Source organism: Anaerosalibacter bizertensis (assembly GCF_009696605.1).
GTDB classification, from domain to species: domain Bacteria; phylum Bacillota; class Clostridia; order Tissierellales; family Sporanaerobacteraceae; genus Anaerosalibacter; species Anaerosalibacter bizertensis.
In genome coordinates this window covers 118,321-142,051 of the sequence record NZ_VULR01000002.1, presented here as the reverse complement: position 1 = coordinate 142,051, position 23,731 = coordinate 118,321, and the positions used below count along the sequence as shown (strand labels likewise).

At 29.4% G+C, this 23,731-nt stretch carries 16 protein-coding genes and 1 riboswitch; of the genes, 1 reads left to right on the top strand and 15 read right to left on the bottom strand.

Features of this window, described 5'->3' with window-relative positions; genetic code table 11:
• Positions 1-74: 74 nt before the first annotated feature.
• Both hprK and uvrC read right to left on the bottom strand, forming a co-directional pair.
• Positions 75-1,016: an HPr(Ser) kinase/phosphatase gene (hprK, locus tag FYJ27_RS02360; RefSeq protein WP_154482556.1), complete on the bottom strand. Its 942-nt coding sequence runs from the start codon at positions 1,014-1,016 to the stop codon at positions 75-77.
• Positions 1,017-1,045: 29 nt separating this feature from the next.
• Complete coding sequence (gene uvrC / locus FYJ27_RS02355) at positions 1,046-2,905, bottom strand: excinuclease ABC subunit UvrC (protein ID WP_154482553.1); 1,860 nt, start codon at positions 2,903-2,905, stop codon at positions 1,046-1,048.
• A 119-nt stretch (positions 2,906-3,024) separates the two neighbouring features.
• Between uvrC and FYJ27_RS02350 the strand changes: the two genes are divergently transcribed.
• Positions 3,025-3,708: a hypothetical protein gene (locus tag FYJ27_RS02350; protein ID WP_154482550.1), complete on the top strand. Its 684-nt coding sequence runs from the start codon at positions 3,025-3,027 to the stop codon at positions 3,706-3,708.
• 148 nt (positions 3,709-3,856) lie between these two features.
• Here FYJ27_RS02350 and FYJ27_RS02345 read toward each other — a convergent pair whose 3' ends face one another.
• The 13 genes from FYJ27_RS02345 to FYJ27_RS02285 form a co-directional block, all read right to left on the bottom strand.
• Positions 3,857-4,354, bottom strand: coding sequence for a hypothetical protein (locus tag FYJ27_RS02345; protein ID WP_154482547.1), 498 nt, complete (start codon positions 4,352-4,354; stop codon positions 3,857-3,859).
• Between the two features lie 212 nt (positions 4,355-4,566).
• The gene (locus FYJ27_RS02340) at positions 4,567-9,312 is read right to left on the bottom strand and encodes a DUF4430 domain-containing protein (RefSeq protein WP_154482544.1); all 4,746 of its coding nucleotides are present in this window, start codon (positions 9,310-9,312) and stop codon (positions 4,567-4,569) included.
• A gap of 99 nt (positions 9,313-9,411) precedes the next feature.
• A complete protein-coding gene (locus FYJ27_RS02335; RefSeq protein WP_154482541.1) occupies positions 9,412-10,212 on the bottom strand; it encodes a hypothetical protein in 801 nt (266 codons plus the stop codon).
• Positions 10,213-10,357: 145 nt separating this feature from the next.
• The gene (locus FYJ27_RS02330; RefSeq protein WP_154482538.1) at positions 10,358-10,999 is read right to left on the bottom strand and encodes a CpXC domain-containing protein; all 642 of its coding nucleotides are present in this window, start codon (positions 10,997-10,999) and stop codon (positions 10,358-10,360) included.
• Between the two features lie 486 nt (positions 11,000-11,485).
• Positions 11,486-14,062 carry an LPXTG cell wall anchor domain-containing protein gene (locus tag FYJ27_RS02325; protein WP_154482536.1) on the bottom strand — a complete coding sequence of 859 codons (2,577 nt, stop codon included), beginning with the start codon at positions 14,060-14,062 and terminating at the stop codon, positions 11,486-11,488.
• A 191-nt stretch (positions 14,063-14,253) separates the two neighbouring features.
• Positions 14,254-14,409, bottom strand: a riboswitch (cobalamin riboswitch).
• A gap of 101 nt (positions 14,410-14,510) precedes the next feature.
• Positions 14,511-15,248, bottom strand: coding sequence for an elongation factor P 5-aminopentanone reductase (gene ymfI / locus FYJ27_RS02320; protein ID WP_154482534.1), 738 nt, complete (start codon positions 15,246-15,248; stop codon positions 14,511-14,513).
• 50 nt (positions 15,249-15,298) lie between these two features.
• Positions 15,299-17,728, bottom strand: coding sequence for a transglutaminase-like domain-containing protein (locus tag FYJ27_RS02315; RefSeq protein ID WP_154482531.1), 2,430 nt, complete (start codon positions 17,726-17,728; stop codon positions 15,299-15,301).
• A gap of 13 nt (positions 17,729-17,741) precedes the next feature.
• Complete coding sequence (locus FYJ27_RS02310; RefSeq protein ID WP_154482528.1) at positions 17,742-18,914, bottom strand: DUF58 domain-containing protein; 1,173 nt, start codon at positions 18,912-18,914, stop codon at positions 17,742-17,744.
• Positions 18,915-18,940: 26 nt separating this feature from the next.
• A complete protein-coding gene (locus tag FYJ27_RS02305; protein WP_154482525.1) occupies positions 18,941-19,888 on the bottom strand; it encodes an AAA family ATPase in 948 nt (315 codons plus the stop codon).
• Positions 19,889-19,938: 50 nt separating this feature from the next.
• Positions 19,939-20,622 carry an ECF transporter S component gene (locus tag FYJ27_RS02300; RefSeq protein ID WP_154482522.1) on the bottom strand — a complete coding sequence of 228 codons (684 nt, stop codon included), beginning with the start codon at positions 20,620-20,622 and terminating at the stop codon, positions 19,939-19,941.
• Positions 20,612-22,306 (bottom strand): ABC transporter ATP-binding protein, encoded by a 1,695-nt coding sequence (locus FYJ27_RS02295; RefSeq protein ID WP_154482519.1) that lies wholly within the window; start codon positions 22,304-22,306, stop codon positions 20,612-20,614. The genes FYJ27_RS02300 and FYJ27_RS02295 overlap by 11 nt, the downstream gene beginning before the upstream one ends.
• Complete coding sequence (locus tag FYJ27_RS02290) at positions 22,279-23,160, bottom strand: energy-coupling factor transporter transmembrane component T (RefSeq protein WP_154482516.1); 882 nt, start codon at positions 23,158-23,160, stop codon at positions 22,279-22,281. Before FYJ27_RS02290 ends, FYJ27_RS02295 begins: the two co-directional genes overlap by 28 nt.
• Before the next feature lie 28 nt (positions 23,161-23,188).
• Positions 23,189-23,728: a DUF4430 domain-containing protein gene (locus FYJ27_RS02285; RefSeq protein WP_154482513.1), complete on the bottom strand. Its 540-nt coding sequence runs from the start codon at positions 23,726-23,728 to the stop codon at positions 23,189-23,191.
• Between the last annotated feature and the right edge of the window lie 3 nt (positions 23,729-23,731).

Genomic DNA, 23,731 nt, shown 5'->3' with positions numbered 1-23,731 from the left:
AGTAATTAATGTCGTAATTGTTAATGTAAAAATGTTACATATGTTTCGAAACGATTTTTTTCGTTAAAATTTTATCACTCCTTAAACCTTTCCCTTCTTCTTTTTTCTATTTCTTTTTTGACTTTATTATCTAATGCTATTGCCGCATTATAACCTAACATTTTTTGTCTATTATTCCTAGTTGCTACTTCTACTATCATAGCAGTATTTCTGCCTGGTCTTACTGGTATAACTAGTTTAGGAACCTTTATTCCTAATATTTCAGTATATTCTTCATCTAACCCTATTCTGTCATATTCTTTTTCCTCATCCCAAAATTCTAATTCAATGACTAAATCTATAAATTCCCAATTCTTAACTGCACTAACTCCATAAAGTCTTTCAATATCTACTATTCCAATACCTCTTATCTCCATAAAATGCCTTATTAACTCTGGAGCTGTTCCTCTTATATCATCTTCAACCCTTTTTATTTCTACAGTATCATCAGCTACTAATCTATGTCCTCTTTTTATTAATTCAAGTGCAGTTTCGCTTTTCCCTACTCCACTTTCTCCTATTAAAAGTGCTCCCATACCATAAACCTCTACTAACACTCCATGGACAGTTATTTCTGGAGCCAGTACATAATCTAAATGATTTATTAAAAGATTTATAAATTTAGTAGTTGAATGCTCTGTTCTTAAAAAACTTACATTTTTTTTCTTTGCAAATTCTATCATCTCTGGAAAAGGTTCTAGACCTCTAGATATAACCATTGCTGGTATTGGATGGGAAAATAACTTTTCTATTCTTTCACATCTTATATCCTCAGGCAAACTATTTAGATAGTGCCATTCAACATTTCCAATTAACTGAAGTCTCTCATGTGCAAAATGATCAAAATAGCCTGCCAATTGAAGTCCTGGTCTATTAACATCACTTTTATTTATTTTAACTTCATCTATATTATTAGATCTGTAGATAATTTCTAAATCTAAAGCTTTTACTAACTCATTAAGGGTTATATAGTCCATTTTGGTTCACATCCTTTAATATTCTAAAGTTATTTTCGAAAAAAATTATATACTTCTTCCGCTGCCTTTTTGTTCATACTTTCTACAGCTATCAATTCATCTAAAGATGCTTTCTTTATTCCTTCGACACTGCCAAAAGCTTTAAGAAGAGCTTTCTTTCTTTTGGTTCCTATTCCTTTAATATCATCTAATACAGATTTAAACATTTTTTTGTTCCTTAAACTTCTATGATAACTAATAGCAAACCTATGGGCTTCATCTTGAATTCTAGTTATAAATCTAAAGGTAGTAGTATTTTTTTCTAATGATATTTCTTTGTTCTTATATATAATTCCTCTTGTATTGTGATGTTCGTCCTTTACAAGACCACATACAGGTATTTCTATCCCCATTTCAAACAGTATTCTTTCTGCTATATTTACTTGTCCTTTTCCCCCATCCATCATAATAAGATCTGGGAAAATAGAAAATCCTTTTACTTTTATATTATTTTCTTTTACTAGCTCTTTTTCTTCTAGCCCTCTTTTAAATCTCCTTTTTATAACTTCTTCCATACTTGCATAGTCATTTGGACCGATAACTGTTCTTATTTTAAACCTTCTATAATCACTTTTCTTAGGAATACCCTTTTCAAATACTACCATAGAACCTACTGGTTCTACTCCTTGAATATTAGATATATCAAAAGCTTCAATCCTAAAAGGTACTTCATCTAAATCCATAACTGTAGCCAACTCTTCCAATGGTTCTTCTCTTTCCTTCTTCTCCATTATAACATTTTGGCCATACTGATTTAAGGTATCTAATGCATTTTTTCTTACCATTTCCATGAGCTTACTTTTTTCTCCTCTTTTAGGTACCCTTATAGTTACCTTAGAACCTCTTTTTTCACTAAGCCATTTAGAAATTATACTTTCATCTTCAATTTCTTCTTCTACAAATATTTCCTTTGGCACATAGGCAGTTCCTAAATAAAATTGTTTTATAAAAGAACTTAAAATTTCAGCTCTCTCAGTTTGTTCTGTGTCTGAAATGAAAAAATGCTCCCTTCCCATAATCTTTCCACTTCTTATAAAAAATACTTGAATACAAACATTCTCTACCCCTCTTGCCATGCCTATTATATCTTGATCTACTAAACTATTAGTAGAAACTATTTTCTGTTTTTCAAGAATTACCTTTAGAGAATTAACTTGATCTCTATATTTAGCTGCATTTTCAAAATCTAAATCTTTAGCTGCGTTTTCCATCTTCTTTTCTATTACTTCTACAAGCTTCTCTTCTCTTCCATTTAAAAACATTATTATTTCATCAATCATTTTCATATATTCATCTTCATCTACATTTCCCTGGCAAGGGGCCAAGCATCTGCCTATATAATAATTAAGGCAAGGCCTATTTATAACCTTAGTTCCATCAAGTTTTAATTTACAAGTCCTAATTGGATAAAGGGTCCTGATTATATCTAATGTATCATTTACTGCATATCCATTAGGATATGGACCAAAATATTTAGCCCCATCTTTTAATATTTTTCTAGTCTTTATAACCCTAGGATATTTTTCATTAGTTGTTACCTTTATATATGGATATTGTTTATCATCCCTTAAAAGAATATTGTACTTAGGTCTATGTCTTTTTATTAAATTTGCTTCTAAAATTAAAGCTTCTACTTCATTGTCAACTATTATATATTCAAATTCACTAATGTTCTTAACCATAGCCCTTACCTTTGGAGTATTGTTTCTAGAAGACTGGAAATACTGTCTAACCCTTTTCTTTAAAGAAATAGCCTTTCCTACATATATAACTTCTCCAGTTTCATTCTTCATTATATATACTCCTGGTTTATCAGGTAATTTTTTCAATTCCTCATCTATATTAAACATAAAACCACCTTTCTAAAAAACCCTATATAAGTATATTATCACATTATCATAAAAAAATTGAAGTGAATTTTTATATAGGATATAATATAAATAATTAGAATATTTTAGGAGGTTTTTTAATGAGTAGAATGAAAAAATCTATGGCTTTTTTTCTGTCATTTATGGTTACAATTTTATTTATAACATTTATTACAATTTTATTAGACCCTATACTAAAGAATATATCAATGCCTTCAATTAAAAACACAATACTACCTCTTCTATTATCTCTAGGTCTATTGTTTTTTGCGTTCTTTCAAGGATTTTTAAAGTGGAAATGGAATAATAAAACATTGAAGAAAAATAAAGTCCTTTTAGAACTTCAGGGGGATAGCTTCACTAATATAGAGAAATCATGGATATATATTTTTCTAGTACTTATATACTTTAGCCAACTTTTTAGAGATTTTTCATTAAAGTCTATTACTTTAGGAAGAATTGCTCTTTTTATAATTTTCTTTATTATAATATATTTTCTTTTAAAATTTTCAGAAAAAACTATGAAAATTGTATTTACAAAGGATGGAGTAATAGTCAATGGATTAGATTTGAGAATCGATATACCTTTAGGACAACCTATCCACAATGCTACAGGCTATTACCCTTATAATAGTATAGATAGCTATTTGCCCCTACAAGATAAAATTGAGCTTTTCACAGAATTTGAACAAGGAAAAATTGTAGTAAAGGCTAAAGGTAAAGAAAGAAGCCAGATTTTATATATACTTAAGCAAAATAAAGTAAAAAAGAGGAAGTACGTGTAAAAAATAGATGTAATATTTTTATTTACTGCCATGGTCTTATATTTCTAATAAATAAAACATATACATATTCATTAGGGTATAATAACACACCTCTTTAGAAGTGTGTTATTATACCCTAATTTTAATGACAAAATAAAAGATATCAATATTAATATCTTTCAAGTAATTCTAATACCCTATCATCCTTCATTTGTACACTACAGTATTTATTATTAATTTTAACTATGTAATAATCCCCTTTGATTTTAAATGTTAGATTCTTTAAATCTTCAGCTGAATTTTCTTTTTCAATATTTTTTGATAGTTTTAAAATTTCCTCTGTCATTATTAATGAACCATTCTTATAGAATTTAATCTTGAAAGAAGGCTCAGATTTATCTACATATTTGTCTATTTTCTTTTTATTTATATCAACATTCCAAAGAGGATAAAAATTCATCACTATATCTCCTACATCCTCTTTATCTTCAAATATTATATTCTTACCTTCATAACCCATTACTTCAATTTTGTCTACCTCATGTAACCCTTCTAGCAAACCCATCCATTTTTCTATTTTCTTATTTCTAATAATACTTTTGGTAGATATTAAAATACTAATTAACAATATTATAATTAAAACTTTATTTGGTTTATTGTTTTTCATTTTTGACCCCCGCTTAATATGAAATTAAGATCTTCTTTGTATATAAATAAAGGCTTCTATCTTATAAATAAATTATAAAAGCACATAAGCTTTTTAGAATTATGAAAACTTTAACTTTACCTAGACTTCAATACATACCATGACAAAGCAAATGCAAATACATTCCTGCCTTCTTTTTGAAAGCAGGGATGTATTTATACCTACTAATTTTCCTATTTATCTTGATTGTTATTCTTAGCTAATTTAAAATGCTTTTTGCTTAATAAAAGTAATCCTACAAATAATATACCTATACCTACATATTTAATTTTATCTTCTGTTCCAGTAGCTGGTAATTTTCTCTTTCCTTTATTGTTTGGATTTTCCTTCTTATCATTTATGTCTATTACTTTGCCATTGCTTCCTCCTGTTTTGTCACCCTCTGGATCAATCTTTGGAGGTTTGTTATTATCATCCTTTGTATCTTTATTGTCATTATCTGGAGCTATATCTTCATCTAATTTATTTTTAGCTTCATCTAATATACCTTTTAATCTTATTACCTCAGAATCTTTCCTAAGTTCTTCTGACATATTGTTATATGCATTTTCCGCTTCCTTTACAGCCTTAATATTTTCTTCTCTTGCTGGTTTGGAAATTTCTCCAATATCCTCTACTAAGTTCCTAAAGTTTTCAATTTCCAATTCTTTAATCCTTTTTTCTGCTGATTCAAGTTTTTCAACATCTACTAATTTCTTTTGATCATCTGTTAAAGCTTCATAAGCTTTTCTGGCAACTTTAACAGCCTCTTTATTTTCATTTGTAAATTTATCTAGCTTTAAGCTTTCTATCTGCTTTATTACTTTGTCAGCTGCTTTTTTATTTCTTTCTTTTTCTTTATCTTTTTCTATAGCCTCTAGTTCAACTATTTTATCTTCTACTTCAATAAGCTTATCAGCATTAGATACTAGTTTTCTTTGTTCCGCTGTCAATTCATCATAAGCTTTCCTTACTTCTTCTACTTTTCCTTTATCATTTAGCGTTAATTTATCTATTTCTGGAAGTTTAGATATCATATTTTCTACTTCTTTTATAATCTTTTCATCTGCTTTTTTCATTGAAACATCTAACAATTTAACGCATTCATCAAGTTCTTCATCTGAAACTGTTACTCTTTGTATAGTTTTATAAACATAATCATAGACTTCCTTAAAAGTTTGGTCTTTTAACAGTTTATCTTTATTGGGTTTTCCATTTATTTCAGCAATTTTTTTAGTCAATGCTGTCTTATCTCCAACAGGAAGTGGTGATGTTCCTCCTGGGAAGTCTTGACCTAAATCAGCACCATACCCCCAAAGAGTAAAATGGACTCTAAATACATCTCCATCTTTAGGAGTATAGGCATTCATTCCTACATTAGGAAGTACATTGTTTACAGAATACATCCATCCCGACATTGAACTATAATCAAATTCACCTAATTGACCTGGCTCATTTAATTCACCATGGAATGATTGTCCATTAGTTGGATTCTCTTCTATCATACTTAACAGTTCTTCTGGAATATTTATTTCTCCTTTATCTGCTCCTTTTATAGCCTCTACATAATCATACTTTCCAATTACATTTTCTTTTCCAAGAATGCGGTCAAGTATATCCCTACAATTTTCCCCTTTATAAATTGGCACTTCCATAGGTTCTACAAAATATCCTTGCCCCAATGTAAATCTTTCTAATGCAAAGGTAATAGTACCAACTTGTCCATCATCTTCTGATTCTAGTTCTTTTATAATCTTTTCTGCTTCTTCTAAAATCTTTAGATTTTCAACTCCTACTTTTTCCTTTTGCTTTTCGTCCAATGCATTATAAGCATTCCTCACAGCTTCTACTGCTGGTTTATCTTCTAATGTTATCGTTATTGGCAATTCCTTTATAGCTTCTACAACCAATTTTACTTCTTTGTCTTCAGGTTCTTCATTTATCTTTTCTATTATGCCATCTAAAGTAAATTTAGCAGCAATAACTTCTAGATCCTTTTTAAGTTCTTTTGACATATTTTTATATGCATTTTCTGCTTTTTCTATAGCTTTAATATTTTCTTCCGTTGGTGGATTTGAGATACCCCCAAGGGCCTCTACTAAAGATTTAAAGTTCTTAATCTCTAATTCATCCATTTTCTTTTCTGCTGCTTCAAGCTTTTCAATATCTACTAGTTTTTTCTGTTCTTCTGTTAAAGCTTCATAAGCTTTCCTTGCAGCTTTAACAGCTTCTTTATTTTCATTTGTAAACTTATCTAATTTTAATTCATTAATTAATTTATTTATTCTATCTGCAGCTTCTTTATCTGGATTTTCTATTACTTTCTTTTCTATATCTTCTAAATGTTTTATTGTGGATTCTCTCATAGATTTACGTTGACGATCTGTTAATTTACTTCCTGGACCATTATATGCATCCCTTGCAGCTGCTACTTCTTCAGGAGTACTATCCTCTGTCAAAGATAATATTTGATTATTCACTGTTACTGTTGAAGTCTTAAGGCCTAAAGTATCTTCTAAATCTCTACAATCAAATATATGGGTTCGTCCTTCATAAGCTCTTACAACTGAATCAAAACCTCTAATTATTTGTCCTATTTCATAGGTAATCATAGGACTTAACATCTTATTTTCAAAATTAAAATATTCCCCTTTAAGATAAGGTTCCACTATAGTGTTTCCATTCTTAATAAACATAGGATCAAATGGGTCAAGTCCTGCTATATTTATATTCATATATACTTGAGCATTAGTCCATATATTATGAGTATCATTTGCAAATCCTCCCCAGAAAGTTCCTTCAGCTGTCTGATGCTCTGAAAAAGCTTTTTTCATAAGTTGTACTGCTTCCGTTACATCTTCATAACCTTCAACATTATTGAAATATAAAGAAGGTTGGTATGACATAACTACCATATCAGCAGCACTTCCACCATTTCTATCTTTTAAATATTTTGCTTGATCATGTATCATCTTCTCATCTTTTTCTTTTATTTCTTTACTCATAGGATAGTCTTGAGAATGACGAGCAAAGAAACTATATTGGGATGAAAAATATCCTGACATTTGTCTACCAGGCTTTGTTAATGAGCCTAATAGATCCCATCCTTCAATATCACGAATATCATACCCAGTTGCTGAAACAGCTAATATAAGTTTACTAATTGAATCTGCATGAATATCATCTACATCAATACCTTCTTCTTTTAAATTGGCCATAAATTTTTGTATTTCTTCAAACCAGTCATCATAAAATTCTGGATTTTCTTCTGGAATATAGCCCATACGTGCAGCTGAGAATACAAACCAATCATGGTCATCTAATATTATATTGTCTCCCCACTGATCTTTTTTTCTTTCATAACTCATCTCAGGTATATCCTTAATTAAAAAACCATGTCTATCTCGAATAGTATTTACTACATAATCTTCTAATTCCTTTAACTTTTCTATTTTTTCATCTTTTTCTTCTTTAGTTAAGACATTTCTTCCATTGTCCTTAAATTTTGCATATACTGGCAATACCTTGCCAATCTTAAATAAGTATTCTTGATTTGCATCATACTCAAGTTCCAATGATTCATAATCTACATTTACTTTGACTTTATCACCATGTATTGGATCAAAAGAAGGACTTTTGAATGGATTAACCTTCCAATTTAATTTTACATTGTACTTATCTATTAATTCTTCCATTTCAGGTGTTAAATTAGCAAAATTTATATCTTTTATATTGGTTTTTAGATTTTCTTTCATACTTAGTTTCTCATCATAAATTTTATCTTCTGCAATCCCTTGAACATCTAAATATATTGTTTCCTTTTTGTCTAGCTTTTTAGCATCTAAATAAGGGTAACCATCATTTATATTAGGATCTATACTCCAACAATATTCAAAATCAAAATTATGTTTTTCAGTAGTAAAAGTTTCTTTCTTTTTCATTTCCTCCGTTGTATATTTCTTGCCTGAACGACTCCCCAATAAGTGGAAACCACAAGTATCTTTATCATAGGCACAAGTCTCACCACTTTCAGCATTAGAAGCACTACAAGTTTTCCAAATTGGAGAATATATCTCTCTGTATTCACTTATGCTATTAGTACTGTATCCTTTAAAAGTTCCTGCAAAATAAGATCTAATTATTCCATTTCCACCATCATAAGCTAATCCCCCAATTTTGGGAGCTATATCACCCATATCTTTAGTATATTGATTGTCAAAATTTACACGACTATAACAATCTCTCATATTTCCATAATATATTTTATTACCATCATGTTTTTTTATATATACTTGAGATTCTCCTATTAAACCACCAATACGTATCTTTGCTAACTTATTCACAATACTGCCTGATGATGAACATCTCACTACCTCACCAGCACAAGAACTTGCTAACATACCATATCCTATGCTTTTCTTTGAAGTACTATTAGAGTCATTATAAACATCGAATAAAATAGCATCTGCATCATCTAATACTATATCTCCATGAATATTAAAGTTTCTCAGCACTGCATTTGGACCTACTACACAAAAAAAACCTGACACTTTATCATTATAGTTCTTAATAGAATATCCGTTTCCATCAAATATACCATTAAAAATCCCTACTACTTCTTCTCCATATTCATTAAGTTTTGTTTTAAAAGAATTTAAAGAAATTTTAGATTTAGCAATATCTATATCATTCAACAATTCTACAGTCAATCCAGTATAGTCAATTCCTTTATCAATATCTTCTCTAAAAGTATTAATATCTTCAACAGTCTTTATAATATATGTACCCTTTGCATCTTTAGACAGTGATGGTTCTTCGTCGCTTGGATCTATAGTTACAGTAGCCGCAAGAACCTCTGTCATTGGGAATATAATGGGTAGTAATAAAGTTACTAATAACAATATAGAAAATAATTTTTTATAACTTCTTATATTATTCATGCTAATTTTTCTCTCCTTTAATATAAAAATTAATAGAATTAAAGAGAGAATTTTCTCTCTTCAATTCTTAAGAATCCAATAACTAAATATTCTTACTTCCTAAAGAGAATCTGCAATTTCATCTACATCAGCTTGAGTATATTCTTCAGTTGTTAAATCCCTTAAAACTTTCATTGCTTCAAGGTATTCAGCACTATTTTTATTCTCATGATCTGCCATCTTTCGAATTAATTCACTTTTATCTACTCTAGTATTGAAGAAAGGTGGTGTTGGTTCTGTATTCCAATTATAGTATCCCCATTCATTTAGTGTGCCATTTGGCAAATATCCTTCTAAGCCTATGTCACATCCTACAGCCATAGAATATTCCCAACGTGTTACTGCGTTATCTGGTAGATCAGACAATTTAGTATCACCTGTATAATAAACATTATTAGCATCAACCATAGTATTATCTACAGTGAACATCCATCCTGAAATACCATTATATTCTTTCTCTGCTAACCATCCTTCTTCATTTACAATAGGTTGGTTTGGAATATCTGTTCTAAATACAATACCATCTGTAAGTTCTGACAATATTGCTTTAAACGGATACTCAAAATTAGACGTATCGTCCTTAAACGCTTCAATATAGTTTCCGTATTGAGTACTTCTAATTCTAACCCTATTAGCCCCTACTGCTTCTTTAGTAGCATCTGCAATTGTTTTATTTTCATCTAATACCACCTTTACTGGCTCTTGAATAACATTTTGCCCAGTGATGTTCTTTTCTACATCTACATATACCGTTTTTGTAGTACTAGAATTTGCTGCAAAATTTGGAACTGCAAATGCAAAAATCATGATTAGGCTACACAATAAAGCAACTACTTTTTTCCCATTTCTTTTAATCTCCATAATTTTTCCTCCCTTTTAATTATTGGTTTTGTCAATCCTAACCAAAATAAGTTCTCCCCTGTTTTAGTTAGGATGTGGTCCACCCTATAGGCTTGTACTCACTCCTTTCATTATAAATTTTATCTCGACTGGACATTAGAATTTTTCAAATTCTTTTTGCCCAGTTTTGATCAATTTCATATTCACCTGGGTTTTCTTTAAAACATTGGATATACTTTGGAGAGTTTTGAAGTGTTTTATAATCTGTGTATGTAGCTGAAATAAATATACGTTTTTTGACATTATTCAATGCTCCGAAATTAACTTGATTTTTTGAAGGATTAAAAGAATCAAATAAAACTTTGCTTATTTTTATAGGAGATTTCATATCCAAAAGCTTTCTTGTCATATCTTCATATATTTTATATCCAAGATAAGTTATAATTTTATCATTTAATTTAACCTCAAATATATATATCTTTTCAATAAGGTCCATCATATCTGAAACGATTCTAATCTTATACTCAGGATATAATTCTTCTGTTTTTTTTATTTTTTTATCATAATTTTTGTTTTTCATATTTAAAAATATAATATATTTTTTCTCCATATCTTTATAAACTATGGAATATATACTTCTAAATAAAATTCCACAATTAGGACATTTGAAATCAAATATACTTCCATTTAAAACTTTTGATTTCATTTCTACATTTGAAGTAATATTTAAATTATCATATACTTTTATCTTGAAAGTTTCATTACAGTTTGGACAAATGCGTTCTATTATTTTTGTAGTTGTTTCCATACGATCTCCTTCCTTTTAACAAGATATAAAATACAATTTTCTAATAAACAAAAAGAGCTTCTATTACAAGTAATTAAATACTCATAACAGAAGCTCTATATATGCTGTAGAACTTTACTTGAAACTATACCTATTATGCGAGGTCAGTTTTCCGTTTATCAAAGAATCTGTTCCCGACTTGATTATATATTTTTATAATCTCACGGTAGCGCATCTGCTCAGGATTTTCACCTGATTCCAGAAAGATAACAGCATATGTTATCCTGCTGAAAAAACATTCAGCTTTCTTTGAGTTTAAGTTATATTGTTAAACTTTGGCATATACTGCCAAGTAAAATATACTTATTTGAATTAATAATACCATATCTTAATTTAAAAGGCAAATAATTTGTAGCTTTTTGCCTTAATATTTCCAATGAAATTTATTCTTTTATATATAACTAAAAGGATAGGAGCTTTAAGTAACTCCTATCCTTTTAATAAAATTTATATTTCTTTCTGTTTTCTCTTATTTATCCATATTCCTATCGCTAATAAAGTAACTCCTAAAATACTTATCCACATCATAGAAGATTGTCCTGTCCTAGGAAGTAATGTTTTAGCTGATTTGTTTTGCATATTAGGTTCAGCTATCTCATTGTTCGGTTTATTTATTGTTTCTGGTTTATTTGGTTTATTTGGTTTTTGTGGTTTAGTTGGCACTCCTAGCTTTTTATCATCATTTTTATCTTTAGGATCTTTTGGTTCTACTGGATTCGTTGGTTCTTTTGGATCTGTTGGTTTTACTTTTAGACCATTTATTGCTGCTTTCAATAATTCTAAAGTTTTATTTACTTCTTCTTGGGTTGATGTTTTACTTTCAAAGATTTCTTTTCCTTTTGATATTGCATCATTCAAATCTTTTATACTTTCTACTGTCTTATCTTCTACCTCTAGCTTTTCAGCTTTACTTATTGCTGCTTCTAATCCTGTTTTATCTATTTCTGGCTCTGGTTCTTCTTTATCTTTTAGATTAGATATTGCTATCTCTATTTCCTTAACTGCATTATTTACTTCCTCTTGAGTCGCCTCTTTCTTTTCAAGTATTTCTTTTCCTCTTGATATTGTTTCATTTAAGGCCTTTATACTTTCTTCTGTTTTATCTTTTATGTCTATTTTTTCAGCTTTGTTTATTGTTTCTTTTAACTTAGTCTTATCTATTTCTGGTTTTGGTTCTGGTTCTCCTGGATCTTCTTTATCTTCTAGATTATTTATTGCTGCTTCTATTACCTTTACTGCTTTATCTACTTCTTCTTGTGTTATTTCTTCTTTTTTAATTACCTTTTCACCTTCTGATATAGCTTCTTTTAAAGCTTTTACACTTTTTTCTGTTTTACCTTCTATTTCTACTTTTTTAGCTTTATTTATTACTTCTTCTAATTTTGTTTTCTCTATTTCTATTTTTGGCTCTGGTTCTCCATCTTTTTTTATTCTTACAGTGCAAATAAAAGTTTTGCCATCTATAGTTTGAGCCTTTATTGCTACACCATTTTTATTTATTGGACTGCTTTCCTTTGGCATATTTTGATTTACTTTAACTAATCCTTCTTCATTGACAGTTAGCCAATATCCATTTTCATCCTCAATTATTTCACCAGAATTATCTAATTTAAATAAATGGGATGAATATTTTACATCTTTATATTTTTTCTTCACATCTTCAGGTGTATTCTCTCCAAATTTAAAAATTGGTTTTAACTGAAAAGTGCTTCCTAAAGCTAAACGAACTTCCTTAGTCTCTAATCTAAAATCAACCAAAGGAGATTCTATTTTATCATTTTTTTCTTTAACCTCTATAACAAATTCAGGTAATTCACATCTTGGCTTTATTTCATTGGAAGGTGCAATACCTCCTCCAGCCCAATCAGGAGTCTCTCTTTTATTATGATCACCTAATTCAACACCCCACCAGCCTTCATAAATTTTTCCATTAGAAAAAGTATGTTTACCAGCTTTTATATTTTCTATCTTTATTTGATTGTTTGTAGCTAAATCATATTGACCACCATGACTTCTAACTTTTCCTATGTCATTATTAACAACATATTCTACATATGGTGCTTCCTCTCCCTGTTGAGACCATATTGAATTCATAAAAGGATTATAATAGGTAGCTATTTTAGGTACTGGCAATTTAATTCCCTTGAAAGAAATACCTACATCTTGTCCATCATATATTTCATCTAAATCACTGCGAGTTAAGTTTTTTGTTTCTAACTCTATAAGTCTTGCTTCTATCATTTCATAATGGGTCGAAACCTTACCTTTATCATCTATTGCTATAATTCCTATTATATTTTGACGATTTTCTAAGTCTACTGTATATTTATTATCTGACGAATCACTAACTTTCTTTCCATTTATAGTGACTATTAATTTAGTAGCACCTGGTGCATTAACTTCAAAAGTATAAGGAGTAGTTTTAGAATCAACAAAATAAATAGTTTTAGCAATATTTGTTTCTATATCTGTTTTTATGTCTATATTTTGTTCTGCCCCTACACTATAAACTATATATTTAGTATTTACTTTAGAAGAAGGTGGAAAATACTTTCCTTTACTGTGAGTAAATTCATCATAAGTTACTTTAATAACTGTATCTCCTTTTTTCACAGCCTTTATATCAACAGTATCAGTAGTAGAATTTGATAACAGCTCTACACTATCACCTTGTAAAATTTCAAAATTAAAATTTGGTCTTTCCACATCATTATTTATATAATTAACAATGCCTTGTGGTATCCTCCAAGGATAAACACTGTCTACTTCTCCAATCTTCATCTTTATATGATCAGCATTTCCTTTTTTATAAGTAGACGTAAGCCAAATATCATTCTCCCAATCATCTGGAACATAGGATAAAGCTGGATCTCCTATATATGAATTAAACCCAAAATTATCTTGTTTTTCCCCTTTTTCATCTACATTTGTATTTAGATCCGTTTGAGCAAATCCAATATTAAAAAAAGATGAAATACTTATTAATAATGCTAAAAAGCTTGCCATAATCCTTCTTTTTTTCATATAAAGTCACATCTCCTTTTATATCATTTTTAGTAATTTATTAAAATAAAAGCTTTCTAACTTTCATTTCCAATCTCCTCCTAATTTTTATAATAAAAAAGCTTCTGTTATAAGTAATTAAATACTCATAACAGAAGCTCTATATATGCTGTAGAACTTTACTTGAAACTATTCCTTATATGCGAGGTTAGTTTTCCGTTTATCAAAGAATCTGTTCCCGACTTGATTATGTTTCTTATAATCTCACAGTAGCGCATCTGCTCAGGATTTTCACCTGATTCCAGAAAGATAACAGTATATATTATCCTGCTGAAAAACATTTCAGCATTCTTTGAACTTAAGTAAATTGTATACTTTTATTTAGTATGTGCAAAATTAAATAATATATATGTTACCATGTTCTTGTTTAAAAAGTCAAGCACTATACACCAAAATAAAATATAATTTTCTACACTATTACAAACCCACCACTTGGATTGATTACCTGACCTGTTATTAGTTTAGTTTCTTCTGTTGATAAAAGATATATCACATCTGCAATTTCTTCTGGTTTTGCAATTACTCCAAGAGGGGTTTCTTCCTTAAGCACTTCACGAATTTCTTCACTAATTCCTCCAATCATATCTGTATCTACTGCACCAGGTGCAATAGCATTAACTAATATATTAGAAGGCCCCAGTTCTTTAGCTAAAGCTTTAGTAAAGCTTATAATTGCCCCCTTTGTAGCTGAATAATGAGCTTCACAAGAAGCTCCAACTAGGCCCCAAATTGATGCAATATTAATAATTCTTCCTGACTTTTCACTAATCATTTTAGGAAGAACACATTGGCAACAATTAAACATCCCATTTACATTTACATCAAACATTCTTTGCCATTGTTCTTCTGTAACATCAGTAAACAAAGTCATATCAGCTATACCTGCATTATTAACTAAAACGTCAATGTTTCCAAATTTTTCATAACTTTTTTTAAACATCTCTTCAACTTGTTTTCTATCAGAAACATCTGCTTGTACTACAATTGCATTAGCTCCAAAAGAAAGTACTTCTTCCAATAGTGAATATGCTTTGTCCTTGCTTTTATAATAGTTAATTATTACATTATAACCTTCTATAGCAAATTTTTTTGCTGTAGCTCTTCCAATTCCTCTAGATGATCCTGTGATTAATACTGTTCTTTTCATATTCTATATCTCCTTACAATTTAAATTCCAATTATATTATATCAAATATTTTAGTATATAAAATCCCAGAATTTCATCTTCATACGTTGTAAAATATTTTTTGACTCTACAATATCATAAAGTATTTGATCCATAAATCTTATCATGTAGTTATATTGTTCTTCTGATATTTCATGATTACTAAAAACTGCTTCTTGGTTAATTTTTATTGCCTTCTCAAATATTTTTGCATGTTTTTTAGAATAATTCTTCTCTATGTCTTTTAGATATCCATAAGTAGAACCACCTCTTTTGGAAAGTCCCCCATAATGTATTAGAGACATAGAATAACTAAATATCCTAGGTATAGCTAATTTATAATTTGGATCTTCAAAACCTTTTTTCATTTCTTTAAGTTCTTTCCTCTTTCTAATTACATAAACAATATAAATTAAAATAGTTAACAATATTATTAAACCAATAGTAAATATAACTTTTTCTAATGTAGTCAATTTTCGACTAGGTTTATTGTTTGGATTGTTATTCGGCTCTTGTTCATCATCAACTATCTGTTGCTTTCCTTGTGAAGAGTTACCAGATGAATTGGTCTCCTTATCTTTCTCTAAATTGGCTCCACCAGGATATTCGGAAGTATCTGTCTGTTCCATAACATCGTAATAAGGTGGAGTTACTTCAATAGGTATCCAACCTATTTCATCAATATATATTTCCGTCCAAGCATGGGCATTTGTCCCTTTTATAACAATGGGTTTAGAATCAGAAACATTTTTTACATCTTTAGGAGTAATAAGGTAGCCCTCTACATATCGTGAAGGAATGCCTAAATATCTAAACATTGCAGTTGCAGCTGTTGCATAATGTGTCGCATATCCTTCCCTACTTTCTTCTAAAAAATATCTCAAAAAATCTTTTCCTTTTGGTGCTGATTTTGGTTCTACTGTATAAACTATATTTTCATCTAAATAAGACTTTACAATTTCTATTGCTTTTTCATATGGCATATGAGTATCTTCTGTTTCTGAGACTTCACCTAGCTGATTCTCCATTAAAGATTCTATATCCCTTGGAATTTTTGTATAGTTTTCATAAATAAATTCATTATAATGGCTTTCATGTTTAAGATATTCTTTTACTTCTGGTTTGTTCTTCAAGTCATATAGATTACTTGCTATTTCAGGATATTTTTTTACTAAATTTGTATTTGCCTTATACTTATAAAACCTGTTTCCCCAAAAAGATGTAGACATTACTTTGCTATCAGCAAATGTTTTTATATTTTTAAAACTATCTAATTCTATATCCGATTCATAAGGTATATACAAATATTTACTATTTGCATTTATATTATTAATTGTAATATTAGTCTTTTCATCTTTATTTTTTGAACCTTTTACCAAATTATTTACTGTGCTTAGCTGACTAAATCCACTAAATTCAGATTTGTTGAGCCAATAAAAAAGTCCATAAGAATCGTAATATATATTATCATCTAAGTCTGTCCAGCTTTCACTAGTATATTTAGAACCAACATATCCTCTTAAATAAAGAGAAGTTGGCTTGTCCATAGTAATTTTTAAAGCTGGAATATCCAATAGCTCTAACTTTTCTAGTTTTCTAAAGTTTCCTTGAGTAAAGGTATTGGTTTTCTTTTTTTCATATCGAAAATCCTCTATTTTATCTGCTACAGTGTTTTTTATATCTTTTGCAATAGAGTTCTTTGAATAGCTCGAAGCTGGCTTAAATTTATTTAATCCAAAAGAAAATACTATAAATAACGATAAAATTATGAAAGCCGTATATAGAATAATGCTATCTTTGCTTCTACCAAATAATTTATTCTCATTAGAACCTTTTATAAAGGAATTGTTTACTAATAAAATACTAGCTAAAAATAATATTAAATTGTGAAAAAATCCCGGGGTTATTCCCGACCAGGTTTCTAATAAAAATATAGGAGTAACAAAAATCCATAAAAATAAATTACTCCTATTTCTCACAGTCATGAAACAAACAAAAGCTATAATCAAAGAAAACATGCTCCAAAAATAATTAATAGAAATTTTGTACATTTCAGGTCCTATTGTTATCTTATATTCTTTTATAAAAAGACCTGTGTTTTTTCCTATAACACTTATAGCCTGATTTATTGTTAGAAGTAATCCATTTTTTATATATACATTACCTGAAATTATCATTATGAACAGTGCAATAATAATTAATATCTTCCAAATTCCTTTGATATTATCAAAAAAACAGCTTAGTGCAAAAATAAGTATTGAACCTAAAAATATAGTCATTGCAGACAATCCTTGTATTTTAAACATGGATATCAAAGTAAAAATAAAAGCAAGATGTAAAAGACCTGAAACAAAAATATCTCCTAAAGTTTGTAATGTTTTTTCTTTCCTACTATTCTCTGTTTTCTTAAATGAAACTTGTATTTTATTTTCTATTGATAGATCTCGAATATTATTATCCATTATTAAACACCTCTTATATCATAAGTTGGCGTAAATCTTCTTCCATACTTTCTGGAGTAAAAGTAAATACAGAAGTATCTTCCGTAACTTTTTCTCTCTTTTGTGTATCTTCACATTGTAAAACAGTTAATTGAGATTCATTTGCCAACTCTTTTACAACCCCTTCAGAGTACTCTGATGTAATATAAACAATATGTGAAAACACACTATCTTTTTCCATATTAATATAGTAATCCATACAAGAATATTGATTTTCTTTTCTTTCTATCTTTAATAAACCTCTCAACAGATTAGATAAATCATCAACTGTATAGATTTCAGCTATTAAAAGTCCTTCTACTTCAGGATCAAACCATCCTACTGAATGGATACGATCATTTTCTAATAAAGATTTTGATAAGGAAACAAAAGTCTCTATCATTGCATCTAAAGTTTTTGGTAGTTCTCTACCTTTACCAACAGGTGTAGAAGTCTCCAGTAATACTAAAATAGAATTATCAATTGGTGTGCTTAACTCTTTTACAATTAATTCATCAAATTTACTGGTTAACTTCCAGTGAATATTTTTTAAATTATCTTCTGGTGTATATTCTTTTATACCAAAGATTTCACTACTGTCAGTACCTTTTTGGGATATTGAGTAAAAAATACTTTCTGAGTTTTCAACTGTACTTTCTAAAAGTTCTATATTAATATAAAACATATCTGGCAGTACAATTATATTATTATGAGATAATATATTATTTGATGTGGAAAAAACTCCAAGATAATCATAATATACTACTTCTTCTACTTTTACTTCTATATCCCCACAAAATTCACTTCTTATATGCCAGTGAATATTTTCATTAGCCTTTCCATTTATTGAAAAATACACTTCTTCTTTGCCTTCTTCTCCAGTCATTAAATTCTTAAAAGATAGTCTACATTTTACTTTTGATATTGGTAAAAAACTAGTATTTTTTGCTTCTAAATAACAATCTCCTAAAGTATCTTTATTAATTGTATCAGGTACTTTTAAAGATATTTCCACCTTATTCTTTACAATTTTTGTACTAATACCTAAAAACAAAAGTATAACTACAGACATAATAAACAAAAATAAGGCAAAATAAGAATCAGAGTATATATATGCAAAAGATATTAGGATAAACCAAATTAAACCTTCAATTCTTGATTTTAACATACTTGCCTCCTATATATAATAATTTGCTAAGCCCTTGCCTTCTTTTGAATATCTGGTGTCTCTATTTTTTCTAAAATTTCTTTCAATATATCTTTAGCAGTATTGTTTGCTATTTTAGATTTATGTTCTAATATAATTCTATGGCTACAAGTATCTATAAAAACGTCTATTATATCTTCCGGTACTACATAGTCTCTACCTGAAACGAAAGCATTAGCTTTTGCTATTCTACTCACAGTTAAAGCACCTCTTGGACTAATACCTTGTAGTATAAGAGGATGATTCCTAGTCGCCTCAGTTAAATAAGTAATATATTCTAAAATAGGATCTGATACATAAATATTATTAACTTCTTCTTGCATTTTCAATAATTCTTCTTTTGTAATAACTTGTTTAACATTGTCCAAAGGTTGTTCAGACTGACGCTCTCTTAAAATCTCTACTTGGCTTTCAAAATCAGGATATCCAATACTTAGCTTCAACATAAAACGGTCTAATTGAGACTGTGGTAAAACTTGAGTTCCATATGAACCAATAGGGTTTTGAGTGGCAATAACTATAAAAGGATTGGGAACATCATAAGTAACACCATCTACAGTTACAGTTCCTTCCTCCATAACTTCTAATAGTGCAGCCTGTGTCCTACTAGAAGTACGATTGATTTCATCTCCTAAAAGTAAATTACACATAACTGCCCCTGGTTTATATACAAATTTTTCTTTTTCTTTATCATATATTGTAAATCCTACAATATCTGAAGCTACAACATCTGGAGTAAATTGGATCCTGTTAAAATCTAGTCCCATAACCTGACTAAAAGCAAGTGCTAAAGTTGTTTTGCCTACTCCCGGTATATCTTCAAGCAAAATATGTCCCTTTGCCAATATAGCCATAAATACCTTCTTTACAATTTCATCTTTACCTACAATTACCTTTTTTACTTCTTCTATAACCTCTTGAGATTTATTTAGCATTGCATATTTCCTCCCTTTCTATAAAATAAACATGTATTCATTATTTTGTTTTAAATTCCATACTTAGTTTTTATTCTCTCTAGCTTCTCACCAAAGGGCTTTATTGCAAGCATTAGGAAAACCACATTGGATACTGCATAAATAGCCATAACAGGAAGAGCAGTAGTTACTGCTGCAAGATAACGTCTTGCATTAAAAACACCATCCATGGCAAGTACAGTCCATACATCCATCATTAAAGAATATATTACACCTGCAAAAACCCCATAAATAGCTAATATAATTTTATTTTTCAACAGCAATTTTCGCATGAATGGTAACCCGGCTATGAGTCCAAGCATTCCCCACGAGAACATTTGGAAAGGGGTCCAAGGTCCTTGTCCAAAGTATATATTTGAAATAATTGCAGATAGTGAACCAGTTAAAAATCCTGCCTCAGAGCCAAAGTAAATAGCAGTAATAACTACAATTGCTGTAACAGGTTTAAACCCTGGAATGGCTGCAAAAACAAAACGACCTGCTACAGAAATTGCTACCATCACTGATAAAATCGTCATTTTTCTTGTGCTTGTTTTCCCTTTTTCAAAGGAAAAGAAAATAGGTAAACATGATAAAAAAGCTATTATAATAGAAATAAGATTATACTTTCTATCTTTAAATAAAATTACTCCTAAGGCAATTGATAGTGGAATTAGTATCATTATAATAAAATAGTTTATTTTTTTATTTCGCATGAATTTCTTTCACTCCATTTAATTTGCATATCTCAATAACATCTTCACAAGTTATAGCATTATTGTACATATGTCTAGATATACGATTAGCAGCTGTTGTATAGAAATTATTATCAGAAAAAAAGTCAACTGGTGTCCCCATAGAAATAATTTCTCCATCAAAAAATAATCCACAACTATCAGAAACTATAGCCGCAAATTCTACATCATGAGTAACCATTATAATAGTTACCCCTTGTCTTTTTAAATTTATTAAAATGTCGTGTAAAACACTTTTAGAAAATGCATCTATACCTTTTGTTGGTTCATCTAATAGAAGAATCTTTGGTTCTAGCAAAAGTATTTTTCCTAGTGCTACTTTCTGTTGTTCTCCTCCGCTTAAGTCATAAGGATGTTTATCTAATAATTTTTGAATAGACAACATTTCTGCAATCTCTTCTGTATTGTTTTTAATTTCTTCTTTCGTATACCCCATTACTTTTCCTATTTCTTTGTAATCTTCTCGAACATTAGATTTCAAAAAAACAGTCTGTGGATCCTGGGGCAACAATGCTATATTATGCCTATATAAATCTTTACCTTTATAGTCCCTTATTCTTTTGCCCCTAATTGAAATTTTGCCTCTATAAGGTCTGTGCTGCCCAGCCATGACACTTAACAATGTAGTCTTTCCAGAACCATTTCCACCTAAAATACTAATAATTTCTCCTTTTTTTGCCTGGAAATTAACGCCAGTTAATATATCTGGTAAATCCCTTTCATATCGAAACCAGATATTCTTTAATTCCAATATATTTTCATCCCTATTCTCATCTTCTTTTAAAGGTCTTTCCAAAACATTTATATGATTTTTATAATTATTAGATAAAAATTCTCTACCATCACGAACAGTTAATGGACTTTTCCCTTCAGAATCTAACCCATTAAAAATTCTAACAGCGCTAGGTAGAGCTAATAGCATTTTATGATTTTTGTCGATTTCCTTCAGCTTTTGCCCTATGTATTCAGGCTTATCATATAGGATCATACTTCCATTTTCCATTATCATTACTTTATCTGCAATAGGTATAACTTCTTCTAGACGATGCTCTACTAATATAATGGTTAGTCCTAAATCCCTATTCAATTTTTGCAAAGTAGTAATAAAATCAGAAGCCGCTATAGGATCTAATTGTGAAGTAGGTTCATCCAAAATAAGAAGTTCTGGTTGCATTGCCATAATCGAAGCTAAATTTAAAAGTTGTTTCTGACCACCTGAAAGTTCTGTAGTTTTTTTTCTAAACCACTGATGGATACCAAAAAAGTTAGCCATTTCACCAACCCTTCTGCGAATAACAGGGGTAGGAACTCCCATGTTTTCTAACCCAAATGCTAATTCATGCCAAACTTTATCTGTTACTATTTGATTTTCTGGATTTTGCATCACATATCCAATTTCACTTGCTGCCGTTCTATCATCCAGCTCTTCTAGCTCTGTTCCTTTGTAAAAAATGCTACCAGTCTTATTTCCATGTGGTGCAAGCTCTCTTTTTAGTAATTTTAAAAGAGTTGTTTTCCCAGAACCCGACTCTCCGCAAATCACTATAAACTCACCTGGTTCAATGGAAAATGATACGTCCTTTAAAGCTCTTGTCTTTTGCTCAGGATATGTAAAATCTAGATCTTTGACCTTAATAATTTCCATTGTATATTCTCCTTTACTTCAATAATAAAAGGTATAATCATTAGTATAAAAACAAACATATATTCTAAAATTCCAACCCCAGTTATTTCTAATGATGAAACTGCTGGATAATAATAGAAATCAAATATATTGAAGACAAAACCTAAAATTGCAGTTACTAAAATTAAAATAATAGCAATTAATAACATGCCATCTCTTTTATAAAATTTAAATAGTGAAAAGTTTGTTCTTCCTTTCAAACCATAACCCCTAGCCCTCATTGAATCTCCTCGATTTATAGCATTCTCTAAGGACCAAGTCAATACACTATTTAAAACTCTTATTCCACTTAAAATCCTATCTGTTATACTATCTGTAGTGTATAATCCAAGGGTTTTTTGAACTTGATTTACCTTTTTTATTTGCAGTTTAAGCATAGGTATAAAGCGTAAAGCCATAGAAAGAACTAAAGATAATTTAGGAATTGTCCTACCAAATAGATATACAAATTTATCTGAGGTCATTATTTCACTATAGGATTTACTCCAAAATATAACTGCAACTAGCATAGTAGCAATAGCTATTCCATAAATAATCGCTTCTAAGGTTACTGGATTATCATTAAGAAAAAAAAGTATTGTTTCACCATTATGGCTAAATATAGGATTTGTAATAGCTATAAGAATAAAAACTAATAAATAATATCCTATATCCTTCAACACTACTTTAGGGGAATTCATCATTGAGAAAAAAAGTATACTCCCAATTAATGAACATCCTAAAATCACTGGATTCATTGTAAACATGCTGATAAATATAACCGATAAATAATATAAAAATAAAACAGTTGGATGGAACGAAGAAAAACTTTTCATTTTTATCACCTTATCTTATTTTTAATTTTTACTTGAATTCGTAGCCTAAATCTCGTCCTAAATCACAAGTATAGTTAAATTCAATAACATCTCCATCTTTTAAAACATATTTACTAACCCCATAATCAGGAAATTTACCATTTACAGAATACATCCATCCACTTAATGGTCCACAAGAAAATTCATATAAAAAATTTATTCCCTGTATATAAACACTGTTGTAAGAATTCTTGTCTGCACCTTGGAATTCCATATGTATTCTATTGTGACGAACAGCCCTATCTAAAATATCAAATACAGTATCTCCTGGACGCAATACATATTCTGTTTCTTCTAATATAACTCCATCTTTTGGAACATACTTTTCAGATCTTAATTGAGGAGATAACTTGTCCCAATTGTCTAAAATAGTATCACAACGAATACTTATGGTAACCGTTTCTGAGTCTTCAGTTATTTCATCTATATGGGTCAAATAATATTCATCAACAGATTGAATCTTCGTACCTGAAGCTACTATAGCTATGAGTAGGATTATAAAAGCTAAAACTAATAAATCTTTTTTCAAGTT

Coding starts and splice junctions, on each gene's coding strand:
- FYJ27_RS02335 (WP_154482541.1), bottom strand. CDS start 10,212: ATGGAGATTAAAAGAAATGGGAAAAAAGTAGTTGCTTTATTGTGTAGC.
- FYJ27_RS02290 (WP_154482516.1), bottom strand. CDS start 23,160: ATGAAAAGTTTTTCTTCGTTCCATCCAACTGTTTTATTTTTATATTAT.
- hprK (WP_154482556.1), bottom strand. CDS start 1,016: ATGGACTATATAACCCTTAATGAGTTAGTAAAAGCTTTAGATTTAGAA.
- FYJ27_RS02315 (WP_154482531.1), bottom strand. CDS start 17,728: ATGGATAATAATATTCGAGATCTATCAATAGAAAATAAAATACAAGTT.
- ymfI (WP_154482534.1), bottom strand. CDS start 15,248: ATGAAAAGAACAGTATTAATCACAGGATCATCTAGAGGAATTGGAAGA.
- uvrC (WP_154482553.1), bottom strand. CDS start 2,905: ATGTTTAATATAGATGAGGAATTGAAAAAATTACCTGATAAACCAGGA.
- FYJ27_RS02305 (WP_154482525.1), bottom strand. CDS start 19,888: ATGCTAAATAAATCTCAAGAGGTTATAGAAGAAGTAAAAAAGGTAATT.
- FYJ27_RS02310 (WP_154482528.1), bottom strand. CDS start 18,914: ATGTTAAAATCAAGAATTGAAGGTTTAATTTGGTTTATCCTAATATCT.
- FYJ27_RS02325 (WP_154482536.1), bottom strand. CDS start 14,062: ATGAAAAAAAGAAGGATTATGGCAAGCTTTTTAGCATTATTAATAAGT.
- FYJ27_RS02345 (WP_154482547.1), bottom strand. CDS start 4,354: ATGAAAAACAATAAACCAAATAAAGTTTTAATTATAATATTGTTAATT.
- FYJ27_RS02295 (WP_154482519.1), bottom strand. CDS start 22,306: ATGGAAATTATTAAGGTCAAAGATCTAGATTTTACATATCCTGAGCAA.
- FYJ27_RS02300 (WP_154482522.1), bottom strand. CDS start 20,622: ATGCGAAATAAAAAAATAAACTATTTTATTATAATGATACTAATTCCA.
- FYJ27_RS02350 (WP_154482550.1), top strand. CDS start 3,025: ATGAGTAGAATGAAAAAATCTATGGCTTTTTTTCTGTCATTTATGGTT.
- FYJ27_RS02330 (WP_154482538.1), bottom strand. CDS start 10,999: ATGGAAACAACTACAAAAATAATAGAACGCATTTGTCCAAACTGTAAT.
- FYJ27_RS02340 (WP_154482544.1), bottom strand. CDS start 9,312: ATGAATAATATAAGAAGTTATAAAAAATTATTTTCTATATTGTTATTA.